We start from the raw sequence: 13,940 nt of genomic DNA, 5'->3' as shown, positions 1-13,940 counted from the left end.
GCAGGGGGGAGAGGGAAGCCGCGCGGTACCGGATGCCCCGGCGTCCCCCTTACCCAACCGCCGGAAGCTGCGCGGCCACCGCCTGCACCACGTCCCGCGTGCCCGATCCGCCGAATTCGGCGGTGCGCAGCCCTGCGGCGAAGGCGGCATCCACCGCCGCCTCCAGCTCCGCCGCCGCATCGCACCAGGCCTGGCCGGCACCGCGCGTGCCGAGCCAGTCCAGCATCAGCGCGGCCGAGAGCAGCATGGCGGTGGGGTTGGCCACACCCTTGCCGGCGATGTCCGGCCCGGTGCCGTGGCTTGGCTGGAACACCGCATGGGTGTCGCCGATATCGGCCGAGGGCGCATAGCCCATGCCACCGATCAGCCCGGCGGCCAGGTCCGACAGGATGTCGCCGTACATGTTCTCCATCGGCAGCACGTCGAAATCCCAGGGCCGGCGGACCAGGTCCAGCGCCATCGCGTCCACGTAATGGTGTCCGGCGGGGATCTGCGGGAAGTCCCGCGCCACCTCGTCGAAGATGCGGCGCATGAAGGCCATGCTGGTGAAGACATTGGCCTTGTCCACCAGCGTGACCTTCTGCGGCCGGCGCAGCCTCTCGGCGCGACGCTCCGCCAGGCGGAAGGCGAAGCGGGACAGGCGCTCCGTCGTGGCGCGGGTGATCACCATGGTGTCCCGCGCCTCCCGGTCCTCGATCACCTCGCCGCGGCCGCGCGCCCAGAACAGGCCCTCCGTGCTTTCGCGCAGGATGACGAAATCCATCTTCGCCGCGCGGGGATCGGCGAGGGCCAGCGGCACGCCGGGCAGGGCGCGGATCGGGCGGACGCCGGCATAGAGGCCGAGGCGCATGCGAAGCTCGATCTGCGGCGCGATCTCCGTGCCATCCGGGTAGCGGATGCCGGGCCAGCCCATGGCGCCGAGCAGGATGGCGTCCGCGGCCTCCGCCTGGCGGAACACCGCCTCCGACATCGCGGTGCCGGTGTCGCGATAGGCGAAGGCGCCGGCGGAGAGGGTCTCGGTGGCGAGGCCCAGGCCATGGCGGCGCACCAGCTTCTCCAGCACGAAGGCGGCGGCCTCCGTCACCTCCACGCCGATGCCATCCCCCGGCATCACCGCAACCCGCACGGCGTTAGTCGGCATGAGGCGATCCCCTTCTTCTCCCTGGCCGCATCCGTGGCGCGGTTTTCGGCGCGGGACAAGCCGGGCTTCCGCGCGGCGCGCGCGCGTGGCAGGTGCGAGGGGGGCAGGGGGTGGGCGATGGCAGGGGACAAGGTCTGGCTGGAGTATGATCAGGCGGCGCTGGATGCGGCCTATGACCAGCGGGTCTGGGCGCCGGACATGCCGGCATGGCTGGCGCGCTACCGCGCGGATACCGCCGCCGCCCGCGCCGCGCTGCGACCCGAGACGCTGTCCTACGGCCCGCATGGGCTGGACCTCTACCCTGCGCGAGGCACGCCGCGCGGCATCCACCTGCACATCCATGGCGGCGCCTGGCGGGCGCAGTCGCGCGACGATTCCGGCTTCCTGGCGCCGGCGCTGACGGCGGCGGGCTTCGCCGTGGCCGTGCCGGATTTCAGCCTGCTGCCGGCGCGCCGCCTGCCGGATGTGGTGGCGGAACTGCGCGACTGCGTCCGCTTCCTGCGGCCGCGCGGGCCGATCCACCTGTCCGGCCATTCCTCCGGCGCGCATCTGGCGGCGGTGCTGGCCGTGGAGATGGATTTCGCCAGCGTCACGCTGGTCTCCGGCGTCTATGAGCTGGAACCCGTGCTGCTTTCCGCCCGCCGCGCCTATGTGGCGCTGGATGCGGCGGAGGTCGCGGCGCTGAGCCCGATCCGCCAGGCCGGGCGCATCCGCGCGCCGCTGCGCCTGGCCTGGGGCACGGCGGAAAGCCCGGAATTCATCCGGCAGTCGGAGGCGATGGTGGCCGCGACCGGCGCCGCTTCCTTCGTGCTGCCCGGCGTGAACCACTTCGCCGCCGCCTATGCGCCCGCCCAGGGCGCGCTGCACGACGCCCTGACCGCGTGAGGGACCGATGATGACGCCGAGCACCAGCATCACCTTCTTCTACTACCCGGACCTGTCCGCGGTGATCCCCTTCTACGAGCAGACGATGGGCTTCGAGCTGCTGGTGGACCAGGGCCTGGCGCGGCTCTACCGCATCGCGCCCGGCAGCCATTTCGGCATCGTCGATGGCAACAGGGGCCATCTGCGCCACCAGCCGCGCAGCGCCGCACTGCTGACCCTGGTGGTGGCGGATGTGGCGGCCTGGCATGCGCGGCTGGCGGCGGCCGGCGCGCCGAAGCTGGGGCCGGTGCAGCGCAATGCGCGGATCGAGCATTTCTTCCTGGAGGACCCCGCCGGCTACGCGATCGAGGTGCAGCGCTTCCTGGACCCGGCGGTGGCCGCGCTATTCGCCTGACGGCGGGTTCAGGCCGCCGCGAAGACCGCCCGGAACAGCGCCTGCTGCCGCGCCAGCTCCGCCGCCAGCGGCTGGTGGACCGGGCGGCGGATGCCGTCATGCGGTGCCATCTCCAACAGGCCGTTCGGGCAGTAGCGGTCATCATCCCAGCCGGGATGGCCCATGATGGGATAGAGGCAGATGCCTTCCAGCTTCACCCCGGCCTTCACCGCATCGCGCAGGGCGCGGCCGATGTAGCGCAGCCATTCCGGGCGTTTCGGCCCCTCGATGCCGGTCTCGGACAGGAAGATGGGCCGGTCGTAGCGGCTGCCGATATCCTGCATCAGCCGGGCGAGCGGCCGGTAGCGGGGGTCGTCGGCGCCGATCCGCGCGCCATGATGCACCCATTGGTGGTTCCAGTAGTAGTTGACGCCGACCGCATCGAAGCTGTCCGCGCCGCCGCCCAGCCCCGGCTCCCGCTGCCCGTCCAGCATGTCCAGCGCCGCGTGCTGTTCCTCGTTCAGCGCGGCGATGCGGGCGGGGTCGTGCCCGGCGCCGGCGGCGATGTGTACCAGCGGCTCGATCGCCAGCAGCGTGGCGCCGGGGGCCGCGGCGCGGATCGCCTGGGCGGCGGCGATGGCGGCGCGCACCAGGTTGCGCCGCAGCTCCGCGCCGCGGCCGCGCGTTCGCGGATTGATCCAGCCCATCTCGCCGCCGCCATGGCTGAGGAAGGAGATCTCGTTGATCGGGCAGAGCATCGGCGCGCGCCCGGTCTCCGCCAGGTGCAGGCGGGCGAAGGCGCCGGCGTAGCGGGCGAAATGCGCGACGAAGCGGGCGGAGAAGACATCCAGGTGGTCCGGCCAGCCGAAATGCATCAGGTCCCAGGTGACCTGCATCCGCGCCTGCTCCGCCGCCCGCAGCATCGGCAGCAGCGAGGACCAGTCGTGCCGCCCCGGCGCCCGCTCCACCAGGTGCCAGCGCACACCGTCGCGCGCCGCGGTGATGCCGTGCTCGCGCAGCTGGCGGTAGTCCTGCAGCGCCAGGCGGTCGTGGCCGGTGGCGGCGATCACATCGAGCCGCTGGCCGTCGCCACGGCGGTGGGTGGAGCATTCGAAGCCGCCGAGGAAGAAGCTGTCGAACAACGTCGGCGCGAAATCCCGCGGCGCGGCTTCCGCGTGCAGCGCGGCGGGCGCCAGCGCCGCCCCGGCGGCGAGCCCGGTGAGAAAGCCGCGGCGCGTGGGATGCGCCTGTCTGCGCGCGCGCGGCGGGAAGCCGGCGCGATCTGCCTCGGCCATGATGCGTCCACATTCTGGGTCGGCGGGCCAACGCCGCGTCCGGCCAGGGGGTTGCATGCGCCGCGGCGGCGGCAGGTGGCGCGAAGCAATGTTTCCGACGGTTTCGCGCAACCTCGGCGGGAAGTGTTTTGTCTTGCAACGACCGTACGGCGCGATAGCGTGCCCCGGAACACGCGGCGAAGGCTGCGTCGTGCGAAGGGGGCGGCCGATGTCGAATGTCGCGGGCAAGGCCTACGGGATGAACGTCGTCACCCCGATGCGGCCCTGGAAGACCTGGATCAACCGGCTGCTGTTCATGGTGGCGCGCACCCAGCCGCAGCAGCTGGGCGGGCTGCTCGGCCTGTCCATCATCCATTTCGCCCGCTGGGTGATGATCAGGCGTGACCAATGGCCGGACCTCGGCCAGGGACGGCCGGATATCGAGAACGACTACATGCTGTTCGTCAGCAACTTCAACGGAACCTGGGACCAGTACATCGACGCCTTCAGCGACGGCATCCCGAACGGGCTGGACCTGTTCTGGTATTCCAGCACGAAGTACCCGGGATCGATCCCGATCACACCCTTCAAGAACTACATCCGCGCCAACCAGGTGGATTGCGCCTTCTACTACAACGCGACGCCCGGTGCGGCGCAGCGGGACATCAAGGCGGCGCTGCGGGTCTGGGCGGCGCTGGATGACCTGCGCCGGCAGCATGCCGCGCTGACGCCGGCGGAATTCGCCGTGGCCTATCGCCGCGCCTTCATCGCCGTGCAGAACGACCTGCCCTCCCCGGGCTACGCGCCGGTGGCGAGCAACGACACCCAGAACGCAGACCTGAACCGCGAGGCGCTGATCCGCCGGCCGCCGACCTGAGCAGGAGCCCGAGCCATGCCCAATTTCGACGGCGGCCACTACTTCCTGACCGTGCTGATCCCGGTGCGCGCCGGGCTGTGCAGCGATCCGCGCACGGATGCGACCGTCACCTCCCACGCCCAGGCGCTGCGCGGCCGGCTGGCGGCGCTGCCGACGGCGCTGCAGACGCCGGCGACGGAGCAGATCGGCCTCAACAGCCCCTTCGCGCGCAGCGACCGCACGCATTTCGCACGATTCGCCATATTGGATGACGTGGCCTTCAACGGCCGCGGCCAGCGCGACCCGATCAAGGTGGCGCTGAAGCTTTCACCGCAGCCCAGCGTGACGGACCCGGTGGACCGGCTGCCCTGTCCCTTCCTGATCTTCGTGGTCGATTTCGACGCGCCGGATGGCAGCGACGCGGCTTTGCGGGACTACCTGACGCATCTGTGGAGCGTGATGGAGCCGGAGCTGCGGGAGATCCTGGAACATACCGAGGGGCATGACCGCATCCCCGACGCGGCAGGCTTCGTGCGGTTGATCCGCGCCTGCCAGCTTGAGACCACCATGCCCTTCAACGACTACTGGCAGGGCGCCCCGCCGCTGTCGCCGCTGCCGCTGAAGAAGCTGCTGCTGCCAGCCATCCTTTCCGCCGCCGCGCTGGTGCTGGGCCTGGTAGTGGGCATGTTCGAGGATGAATGGCTGTGGCTGGCGCTCGCCGGGCTGGTGGCGCTGCCGCTGGCATTGTGGTTCGCCTATTCCCGCGTGATGGCGGCCGGTGCGCAACCGTTTCCCATGGCACCGCGGTCGGACCTGCCCTCCGTCCTGAAGGCGCTGTACCTGCAGCAGCACTTCACCCGCTTCGCGATCGACATGCAGGGCGAGAGCCCGGAGGCGCTGCACGCCGCCTTCGGCGAATTCCTGGCGACGCATCGGCCGGAGGATGTGGCCGCACCCACCCAGCACCGAGGTGTGGTGCGATGCTGAGGAGCCTGTAGCCATGGCCACGCAGCTCGATCTTGCGGATATCCAGGGCAATGTCCTGACCGCCTATGGCAAGCTCGGCTTCCCCAAGGGGCGCTGCCTGCTGCTGAACGTCGCGGATGGCCGCGCCGGGCGCAACCTGCTGGATATGGTGCGGCCCTATGTGACCACGGCGCTGCGCTGGCCATCCTCCAAGGACAAGGCGCCGCCGCCGGGTACGGTGTTCCAGCCGCGTCCGCAGGTCGCGGTGAATGTCGCCTTCACCTTCTGGGGGCTGCTGGCGCTGGGCGTGCCGATCCGCACGCTGCGCGGCATGCCGGATGAGTTCATCGACGGCATGCCGGCCCGCGCCGACATCCTGTGCGACAATTTTCCGAAGCCGATCGGGGAGGCCTGGGACCCCGTCTGGCTGTGGCAGGACGACCCGCGGCGGCGCGTGCATGTGCTGGTCACGCTGAATGCGCAGATGAACCCGGACGGCACGCCGGTGGCGCGGCTGGACGAGGTGACGGCGGAGATCGAGGCGCTGGTGCGCGCCACCGAAGGCAAGGTCACGCTGCTGTCCGGCCATCGCGGCCAGGATGAACGCTGGCAGGATCTGTCGGCCCTGATGGAGCACGGGCCGGATGGCAGCCCGGCGCCCAGCCCGAGGGAGCATTTCGGCTTCATCGATGCGATCGGTGATGCGGTGTTCGATGGGCAGTATGCGCCCGACCGCATGGCAGGTGCCGTGATCGGCCAGGGCAAGCTGCTGCCGGACCAGAGCTGGGCGCCGCTCGCCACCGGGGAATTCCTGCTCGGCCACCCGGATGAATCGCAGGAGATTCCGGGTGCCGGCATGCCGCTGCCCTTCAGCCGCAACGGCACCTTCGTCGCCTATCGCAAGCTGCACCAGAATGTCGCCGCCTGGCGGGATGCGATGGACCGCATGGCGGTGAAATTCGCCGCGGTGATGCAGGTGCCGCAGGACGAAGCCTGCGAGACGCTGAAGGCCAAGATCGCCGGCCGCTGGTCCGACGGCGTGCCGCTGATCGCCGCCCCCACCTATCCCGAATGGCGCGCCTTCCAGCAGCGGCGGGCGGAGGCGGAGAAGCGCGAGGACAAGGCGACCCTGGCGGCGCTGGCGCGGGCGATGGTGGAATTCACCTTCCGCGACGACCCGCATGGCGCCAAATGCCCCTTCGGGTCGCATCTGCGCCGGTCCAATACGCGGGACATGATGGACCCGCTGCTGGCCTCCAACGATCCGAAGCAGCTCAACGGCTCCGTGCTCAACAACCGCCGCCGCATCCTGCGCCGTGGCCTGCCCTATGGGCAGGCGGCGCCGGATGCGACCACGGATGGGCAGGAACACGGCATCGTCCTGCTGGCCACCTGCGCCAGCCTGTTCCGGCAGTTCGAATTCGTGCAGCAGCAATGGATGCAGTACGGGCTGGACTTCAACGCCGGCAACGACACCTGCCCGATCATCGGCAACCACGGCCCGGAGGCGAAATTCGTCATCGCCGCCGACCCGGCCGGGGACAAGCCGCCCTTCATCTGCGACCGCCTGCCGCAATTCGTGGAGACGCGCGGCGGTGAATATTTCTTCACGCCGAGCATGACGGCGCTGCGGATGATCGCCGCCGGCATCGTCGACCCGACATGAGCGGCCTTTTGGGCAATGCCGCCCATGCGGCGGGCGTGCGGCTGGGCATGGCGGGGGCGGCGCTGGGCGCGGCGGGCAGGCTGGCAGTGCGCGGCGCGCGCGCCTATGCCGGCGGCGCGGAAGGCAGGGCGCAGCGCATCGCGGCGCTGCTGGGTGCCACGGAAAACCAGCGCCTGGTCTTCGCCCTGCTGCGCGCCGCGCGGCCGAACCTGGCGCTGCAACGCAAGCTGATCGCGGCCTATGAGAACACCGGCACCGTCATCGTCACCCGCCATGCCGATGTGACGGAGGTGCTGGAACGCGAATCCGACTTCGCCGTGGTCTATGAGCCGAAGATGCGCGCCATCACCGATGGCGAGAACTTCTTCCTCGGCATGCAGGACAGCCCCGCCTATACGCGGGACGTGTCAAATATGCGGCTCGCGGTGCGGCGCAGCGACGTGCCGGAGATCGTCATTCCCCATGTGGCGACGCAGGCGGAGGCGATCGTCGCGGCCGCCGGCGGGCGGATCGACGTGCCGGCCACGCTGACGCTGCCGGTGCTGACCGGGTTGCTCGGCCAGTATTTCGGCACGCCCGGCCCCTCCGGCCCCGTCATGGCCGATTGGACCACGCGGATGTTCTGGTACCTCTTCGTCGACCTGGCGGGGGAGGAGAAGGTGACGCGCGCGGCGCTGGAGGCCGCTAGCGCCTGCCGCGCCTGGCTCGATGCCGCCATCGCCGCGCGCAAGGCGCAGCCCAGCGGCACGGACCAGGTGCTGGATCGCTGCCTGGCGCTGCAGGCGGCGGGCGTACCGGGCATGGATGACCTCGGCATCCGGAACAATCTGATCGGGTTGTTGATCGGGCTGGTGCCCACCTTGTCCAAGGCGAGCGTCAAGGCGCTGGACACGCTGCTGGACCGGCCGGAGGCGCTTGCCGCCGCCCAGGCCGCCGCCCGCGCCGATGACGATGCCGCGCTGGCGGCGGTGCTGTGGGAGGCGCTGCGCTTCGACCCGGTGAACCCCTTCATCTACCGCCGTGCGGTGCGGGAGACGGTGATCGCCCGCGGCACGCTACGGGCACGGCGCGTGCCGGCAGGGGCGATGGTGCTGGTCGCCAACCTCTCCGCCATGTTCGACCCCATCGCGCATGACAGGCCCAAGGAGTTCCGGCCCGGGCGGGGGGCGGAGGCCTATATCCTCTGGGGCTATGGCATGCACACCTGCTTCGGTGCCCATATCAACCAAGCCGTCATCCCGCAGCTTCTCAAGCCATTGCTGCGGCGGGCGGGGCTGCGGCGTGCGGGGCCGGTGGATGGGGCCGGCACGCCCTTCCCGGTGCATTTCCCGGTCACCTTCGACGCGGCCTGACCCGCTTGCGCGCCATCGCCGCGGCTGGTCTGCTGCCGGAAACCGAGGAGGCCAGCATGGCGAGACTGCCCTATCGCGACGCCGCAGACCTGGCGCCGGAAGACCAGGCGCTGCTGGTGCGGCCGATCAACCTGTACCGCGCCATGGTGAACAGCACGGGGATGACGCGCGCCTTCCTCGGCCTGGCGAACCATATCCGCCACCACAGCGCGCTGGATGCGCGGCTGCGCGAATTGGCGATCCTGCAGGTGGGGTGGGTGGCGCGGTCGCCTTACGAATGGTCGCACCATGTCGCCATCGGCCGTGATTTCGGCGTGACCGATGACGACATCCGCGCCATTGCCGTGGAGACCAATGGCGGCGTCTCCGCGCTGGAGCCCGCCGCGCGCGCGGTGCTGCGCGCGGCGCGGGAGATGGCGCATGGTGCCGACGCGCTGAGCGACGCGACCTTCGCCGAGGTGCAGGCGCATCTCGATGCCGAAAGCCTGACCGACCTGCTGGTGATCATCGCCTTCTATTGCGGCGTGGTGCGCTTCCTCGGCGCCGCGGGGATCGAGGTGGAGCCGTCCTACCAGCCCTGCCTCGATGAGCACCCGCTGCCTTAGCCTGCGATCTGCGGGAAGTCCTGGCGCAGCGCGGCGAAGGCGGCCTGCACCTCGCTGCCATCGCCGCGGCGTTCCGCCATCGCCTCGATGCGCGCAAAAATCTGGCGCTTGGCGTAGTGGCGCCAATGGATCGGCAGGCTGGCGAGGATTGCGGTCAGCGCCGCGTAATTCGCATCGGTCCAAACCTGCTCGTAGGCTTCGCGCTCCGGACCCGGATCGAAGTCGCGGCGCGGCGCGGCGGCCAGGGCGGCGCGCAGGCGCTGCGTTTCCGCCGCATTGCCCGGCACGACGCCGTAATCCCGCGCCGCCGCCGTTGCGGAAATCTTGCCCGCGGCGAGGTCCGCCTCCACCGCCGCCACCGGCCGTTCCCAGGCCGGCCCCCAGCCGGAGGCGCCGGAGCAGACGATGCGGATGACATCGCCCGGGTCCAGCGTGACCACATCCGTATTGCCGAGATTCTCCGCCCGCGCCGTGCCCGGGTTGCGCCAGAACTGGGAGGCCGCGCCGGGCAGCCCGCCCTGCACGCCCCAGGACCGGAAGCGGGACCGGTCGCGGTTGCGCGCCGTTACCACCGTGCCCGGCGCATGCACGCGGAATTCCAGCACCGTCGCCATGCCGCCGCGATGCTTCCCCGCGCCGCCGGAATCCGGTTCCAGCCCGTAGCGCAGGATGCGGATGGGGACCTCGGCCTCGTTGATCTCCACCGGCGTGTTCTTCAGGAAGCCGCTATTGCCGCCGGAGCCGTCATTGCCATCGCCATCCGGCGCGCCGCCGCCGCCGCCGGTGATCGGGTCGATCGCCGCCATCACGCGGCGGCCGGTGCGGTTGTCCGTGGTGTTGACGTTCATCATCGGCCCGCCGCTGGCCGGGCCGGCCGGCAGGCGGTCCGGCACCGCGCGCTGGAAGGCGCCCATCAGAACGCCCTGCAGCCGCATGCAGGTCATCGACCGCATGCCGACGGCGGCCGGGAAGACCGGGTTCAGCACCGTCCCCTCCGGCACGATGCAGGTGGCCGGCCGCACCAGCCCGCCATTCAGCAGCATGGTCGGGTCCAGCGTGTAGAGCACGTAGTTCCAGCCTACCATCAGCAGGATGTGCCGCGCCGAGCCACCGGTCGGCATGTTCAACGAGGCGGTGAGCTGCGGGTCCGACCCCGTGAAATCCAGCTCCGCCGTCTCGCCCCGGATGCGCATATTCAATTGCAGGCGGCAGGGCAGGCCGCCCGGCGAATCCTCGTCCAGATAGTCGTGGAATTCGTAGTCGCCATCCGGGATGGAGGACAGGACGCGCCGTGCCTGCCGGTCCGCCAGGTCCAGCAGCCCCTCCATGCCCGCGCGGAAGGTCGCCAGGCCGAAGCGGCGGATCATTTCGTGCACCTTGCGCTCGCCCGTGGTCATGGCGGCGAGCTGGGCCTTGAGGTCGCCCCAGTTCTGCGTCGGCGCGCGGACATTCAGCAGCATGATGTCGAGCAGCCGCTGGTCCAGCACGCCCTCCGCCACCAGCTTCACGGGCGGGAAGCGGATGCCTTCCTGATGCACCTCCGTCAGCGCGCGGGATAGGGAGGCGGGCACGGCGCCGCCGACATCCGTGTTGTGGATGTGCCCGACGGCGAAGCAGACCAGCTCGCCCTCCCAGAAGATCGGCTTCCACAGATGGATATCCGGCGAGTGGGTGCAGACGAAGCCGCTATAGGGGTCGTTGGTCATGCCGACATCGCCCTCGCGATAATCGGACAGCGCGCGGATCACCGGCCCGTATTCCAGCCCGATGAACCAGGTGGCGCCGAGTTCGCGCGGGCTGGCGAAGGTCAGGCCCTCCGGCGTGCAGAGGCCGGTGGTGAAATCTTCCGTCTCCTTCACGAAGGTGGAATGGGCGGTGCGGAACAGGGTGAAGGCCATTGCCTCCGCCGCCGCCTGGGCGTGGTTGCCGAAGATCTGCAGCGTGACCGGGTCGATCGACATGGCGCGTCTCCTCAGCCGGCGGTCAGGCGCAGATTGCCGAAGCGGTCCACCTCGCCCGTCATGCCGGGCGGGATGCAGCTTGTGGTGTCGTCCTGCAGCACGATGCAGGGGCCGCTGAAGCGGTGGCCGTGGCGCAGCGCGCTGCGGAGATACAGCGGCGCGGCTTGCGCGCGGCCGTCCAGCCAGACCTCCACCTCGCGCAGGATCTCGGGCGCGCCTTCGACGCGGTCCTGCTCCGGGAAGCGCGGTGCGGGGACGGTGCCGGCGACCACCATGCGCAGCGCGATGGCCTGGATCGGCGCACCGCGATCCGCATGGCCGTAGAGCTTTTCATGCGCCTGGTGGAAGGCTTCCGCCATCGCCGCCAGGTCGCCGGCCTCGATCCAGGCGGCCTCCAGAGGCACCTCGATCTCGAAGGACTGGCCGCGGTAGCGCATTTCGGCGGAGGGCCGGAAGGTGACCTCGCCAGCGAAACGCTGGTCCTCGCGGATCCAGCGCGTGGCTTCCGCCCGCAGCCGCGCAAAGGCGGCGGTGAGGCCGGGCAAGGCGGCGGCATCGAGATCGGCATAGACCGTCTCGATGAAGTCGCTGCGGATATCGGCGATCAGCCCGCCAAGCGCCGAGAGCACGCCCGGCGTCAACGGGATCAGCACTTCCCGCATCCCCAGTTCCCGCGCCAGCAGCGCGCCGAGCATCGGGCCGGCGCCGCCGAAGGGCATGAGGCAGAAATCGCGCGGATCGACGCCCTGCCGCGCGGCCAGCTTGCTGACCTCCCGGTACATGCCGCTGACCGCGACCTGCACGATGGCCTCCGCCGTTTCCTGCCGGCTGCGACCCAGCGCCTGCGCGACCTCGTCCACCGCCTGCGCGGCCAAATCCGCGCGCACCCGCACGCTGTCATAGCCGAGCGCGCCATGGCCGATGAAGCCGAGCACGCACATCGCATCCGTGATGGTGGCGCGCGTGCCGCCGCGGCCGTAGCAGGCCGGGCCGGGGGTGGAGCCGGCACTCTCCGGCCCCACCGTCAGCAGCCCCAGCGCGTCCACCGCGGCGATGGAGCCGCCGCCCTCGCCGATCGAGGTCACGGCGACGGTCGGGATATAGACAGGAAAGTCGCCCACCCGCTCCCCGGTGCCATAGCTCGGCGCGCCATCGGTGATGACCGCGACATCCGCGCTGGTGCCGCCGATATCCAGGCTCATCGCGCGGGGCACGCCGGCCGCACGCGCGACGAAGGCGGCGCCGATGGCGCCCGCGGCGGTGCCGGACAAAAGCATCTCCACGCAGCGCGTCTTGCCGAGCTCCGCGCGCATGACGCCGCCATTGGATTTGGTCACCATCGGCTCCGCCACCACGCCCGCTTCAAGCAGGGCGCGCTGCAGCGAGGCGAGGTAGAAGGCGACGCGCGGCTGCACATGGCCATGCACCACGGCGGTGACGCTGCGTTCGTATTCGCGGATGATCGGCCAGACATCGGCGGAGCAATAGACCGGCATTTCGGGCCGCAGCTTCCGCAGCAGCGCCTGCGCCGCATGTTCCTGCGCCGGGTTGCGGTAGCTGTGCAGCAGGGCCAGCACGATGCCCTCCGCGCCCCGCGCCTCCGCCTGTTCCAGCGCGGCGCGGACGGAGGCCTCGTCCAGCGGCTCCGCTTCCGTGCCATCAGCATCCAGGCGGCCATCGATCTCGATCACCCTCTCCCGCGGCACCAGCGGCGCTGGGCGGCGTGAGAGCAGGTCGTAGGGATCCGGTGTCTTCAGCCGCGCCAGCTCCAGCACATCCCGGAAATTCCGCGTGACGAAGAGCGCGAGCGGGATGCCCTTGCGCTGGATCACCGCATTCACGCCGACGGTGGTGCCATGCGTGAACCAGGCCAGATCGGCCGGAGCGATGCCGAAACGCGATTGCACGCCCCGCAGCCCGTCGATCACTTCCTGCCCCGGCGTCGCCGGGGTGGACAGCACCTTCAGCGTCGAGACCTCCCCGGTCGCCTCGTTCAGCACGCAGAAATCCGCGAAGGTGCCGCCGATATCGACGCCGAGCCGGTAGCGCACGGGGCTCAGATCTCCCATTGGAAGCCGTCGATGGTGATGGCCTGGCCGGTGATGAAGAAGGGCTCCGCCGTGGCCAGGAAGGCGACCAGCTGTGCCACATCCGCCGGCGTGCCGAGCCGGCCGAGCATGATCTTCTTCGCCAGTTCCGGCCCGCGCGCCTTGGTCAGGCTATTGCCGACCTCGGTCTCGATCACGCCGGGGCAGACGCAGTTGATGGCGATCTCGGGGCCCAATTCCTTGGCCAGCGCCTTCGTCATGCCGATGATGCCGGCCTTGGCCGCGGCATAGGAGAATTTGGAGACGGCGCTGGTGACGCCGCCGGTATGCGCGTTCAGCGAGGACATGGAGACGATGCGCCCGCCGCCGCCTTCCTGCATCAGCGGCACCAGGGCCTGGATGTAGTTGAAGCAGGACTTCAGGTTCACCGCGATGGTGCGGTCGAAGGCCTCCTCGGTGATATCCAATATGCCGGTGGGATTGCCGCGGCCGGCATTGTTCACCAGCACGTCGATGCGGCCGAAGCGGCTCCGGACCTCCGCCGCGATCTCCCGCGCCCGGGCATGGTCGGCGACATCGGCCTCGGCGATCATCACCTGGCGGCCCATGGCCTCGACCTCCGCCTGGGTGCGCTCCATCTCGGCGCGCAGCAGGTCGACGATGACGATGTCGTAGCCACGTTCCGCCAGCGCATGCACGCAGCCGCGGCCAATGCCGCGTGCGCCGCCGGTGACCAATGCGACCTTGTTCTCGGTTGGCATCGGGGCCCTTCCCTGTCGTGCGCGGCTGCCTGGTCCCGCGCCAGGCGCGAAC

General features: G+C 70.4%; 12 protein-coding genes. 7 read left to right on the top strand and 5 right to left on the bottom strand.

Annotation, left to right across the window (positions count from 1 at the left end; all coding sequences use genetic code 11):
- Window positions 1–49 precede the first annotated feature (49 nt).
- The gene (locus tag HB662_RS11435) at window positions 50–1,141 is read right to left on the bottom strand and encodes an isocitrate/isopropylmalate dehydrogenase family protein (RefSeq protein ID WP_168049836.1); all 1,092 of its coding nucleotides are present in this window, start codon (window positions 1,139–1,141) and stop codon (window positions 50–52) included.
- A gap of 117 nt (window positions 1,142–1,258) precedes the next feature.
- Here HB662_RS11435 and HB662_RS11430 point away from each other — a divergent pair, with 117 nt between their 5' ends.
- Window positions 1,259–2,026, top strand: coding sequence for an alpha/beta hydrolase (locus tag HB662_RS11430; RefSeq protein WP_168049835.1), 768 nt, complete (start codon window positions 1,259–1,261; stop codon window positions 2,024–2,026).
- 7 nt (window positions 2,027–2,033) lie between these two features.
- Window positions 2,034–2,420: a VOC family protein gene (locus tag HB662_RS11425; protein WP_245185577.1), complete on the top strand. Its 387-nt coding sequence runs from the start codon at window positions 2,034–2,036 to the stop codon at window positions 2,418–2,420.
- An 8-nt stretch (window positions 2,421–2,428) separates the two neighbouring features.
- On the opposite strand, the gene HB662_RS11420 is transcribed toward HB662_RS11425, so the two are convergent.
- A complete protein-coding gene (locus HB662_RS11420) occupies window positions 2,429–3,694 on the bottom strand; it encodes a twin-arginine translocation signal domain-containing protein (RefSeq protein WP_209443236.1) in 1,266 nt (421 codons plus the stop codon).
- Between the two features lie 208 nt (window positions 3,695–3,902).
- Here HB662_RS11420 and HB662_RS11415 point away from each other — a divergent pair, with 208 nt between their 5' ends.
- From HB662_RS11415 to HB662_RS11395, 5 genes are read left to right on the top strand one after another with little or no spacing between them, the layout of a single operon-like run.
- Window positions 3,903–4,550, top strand: a complete 648-nt coding sequence (locus HB662_RS11415; RefSeq protein WP_168049834.1) for a hypothetical protein — start codon at window positions 3,903–3,905, stop codon at window positions 4,548–4,550.
- 15 nt (window positions 4,551–4,565) lie between these two features.
- Window positions 4,566–5,516, top strand: a complete 951-nt coding sequence (locus HB662_RS11410) for a hypothetical protein (RefSeq protein ID WP_168049833.1) — start codon at window positions 4,566–4,568, stop codon at window positions 5,514–5,516.
- A 13-nt stretch (window positions 5,517–5,529) separates the two neighbouring features.
- Entirely contained in the window at window positions 5,530–7,161 is a 1,632-nt protein-coding gene (locus HB662_RS11405) for a Dyp-type peroxidase (protein WP_168049832.1), read from the top strand.
- Window positions 7,158–8,513, top strand: coding sequence for a cytochrome P450 (locus HB662_RS11400; RefSeq protein WP_209443235.1), 1,356 nt, complete (start codon window positions 7,158–7,160; stop codon window positions 8,511–8,513). Before HB662_RS11405 ends, HB662_RS11400 begins: the two co-directional genes overlap by 4 nt.
- Window positions 8,514–8,569: 56 nt before the next feature.
- On the top strand, window positions 8,570–9,118 hold the full coding sequence (locus HB662_RS11395) for a carboxymuconolactone decarboxylase family protein (RefSeq protein ID WP_168049831.1): 549 nt from the start codon (window positions 8,570–8,572) through the stop codon (window positions 9,116–9,118).
- On the opposite strand, the gene HB662_RS11390 is transcribed toward HB662_RS11395, so the two are convergent.
- From HB662_RS11390 to HB662_RS11380, 3 genes are read right to left on the bottom strand one after another with little or no spacing between them, the layout of a single operon-like run.
- Window positions 9,115–11,079, bottom strand: coding sequence for a hydantoinase B/oxoprolinase family protein (locus HB662_RS11390; protein WP_168049830.1), 1,965 nt, complete (start codon window positions 11,077–11,079; stop codon window positions 9,115–9,117). The two genes, HB662_RS11395 and HB662_RS11390, sit on opposite strands and share 4 nt — an antisense overlap.
- An 11-nt stretch (window positions 11,080–11,090) precedes the next feature.
- Window positions 11,091–13,130: a hydantoinase/oxoprolinase family protein gene (locus HB662_RS11385; protein WP_168049829.1), complete on the bottom strand. Its 2,040-nt coding sequence runs from the start codon at window positions 13,128–13,130 to the stop codon at window positions 11,091–11,093.
- 5 nt (window positions 13,131–13,135) lie between these two features.
- Entirely contained in the window at window positions 13,136–13,888 is a 753-nt protein-coding gene (locus tag HB662_RS11380; RefSeq protein ID WP_168049828.1) for an SDR family NAD(P)-dependent oxidoreductase, read from the bottom strand.
- Window positions 13,889–13,940: the final 52 nt, after the last annotated feature.

Origin of the sequence: Falsiroseomonas frigidaquae, assembly GCF_012163145.1 — a bacterium.
GTDB classification, from domain to species: Bacteria; Pseudomonadota; Alphaproteobacteria; order Acetobacterales; family Acetobacteraceae; genus Falsiroseomonas; species Falsiroseomonas frigidaquae.
This window is presented reverse-complemented; position numbering and strand designations above follow the sequence as displayed.

What these genes read in the sequence shown, in the direction of transcription:
- HB662_RS11405 (WP_168049832.1), top strand. Translation starts at nt 5,530, where the DNA reads ATGGCCACGCAGCTCGATCTTGCGGATATCCAGGGCAATGTCCTGACC.
- HB662_RS11435 (WP_168049836.1), bottom strand. Translation starts at nt 1,141, where the DNA reads ATGCCGACTAACGCCGTGCGGGTTGCGGTGATGCCGGGGGATGGCATC.
- HB662_RS11410 (WP_168049833.1), top strand. Translation starts at nt 4,566, where the DNA reads ATGCCCAATTTCGACGGCGGCCACTACTTCCTGACCGTGCTGATCCCG.
- HB662_RS11415 (WP_168049834.1), top strand. Translation starts at nt 3,903, where the DNA reads ATGTCGAATGTCGCGGGCAAGGCCTACGGGATGAACGTCGTCACCCCG.
- HB662_RS11420 (WP_209443236.1), bottom strand. Translation starts at nt 3,694, where the DNA reads ATGGCCGAGGCAGATCGCGCCGGCTTCCCGCCGCGCGCGCGCAGACAG.
- HB662_RS11380 (WP_168049828.1), bottom strand. Translation starts at nt 13,888, where the DNA reads ATGCCAACCGAGAACAAGGTCGCATTGGTCACCGGCGGCGCACGCGGC.
- HB662_RS11395 (WP_168049831.1), top strand. Translation starts at nt 8,570, where the DNA reads ATGGCGAGACTGCCCTATCGCGACGCCGCAGACCTGGCGCCGGAAGAC.
- HB662_RS11430 (WP_168049835.1), top strand. Translation starts at nt 1,259, where the DNA reads ATGGCAGGGGACAAGGTCTGGCTGGAGTATGATCAGGCGGCGCTGGAT.
- HB662_RS11425 (WP_245185577.1), top strand. Translation starts at nt 2,034, where the DNA reads ATGATGACGCCGAGCACCAGCATCACCTTCTTCTACTACCCGGACCTG.
- HB662_RS11400 (WP_209443235.1), top strand. Translation starts at nt 7,158, where the DNA reads ATGAGCGGCCTTTTGGGCAATGCCGCCCATGCGGCGGGCGTGCGGCTG.
- HB662_RS11390 (WP_168049830.1), bottom strand. Translation starts at nt 11,079, where the DNA reads ATGTCGATCGACCCGGTCACGCTGCAGATCTTCGGCAACCACGCCCAG.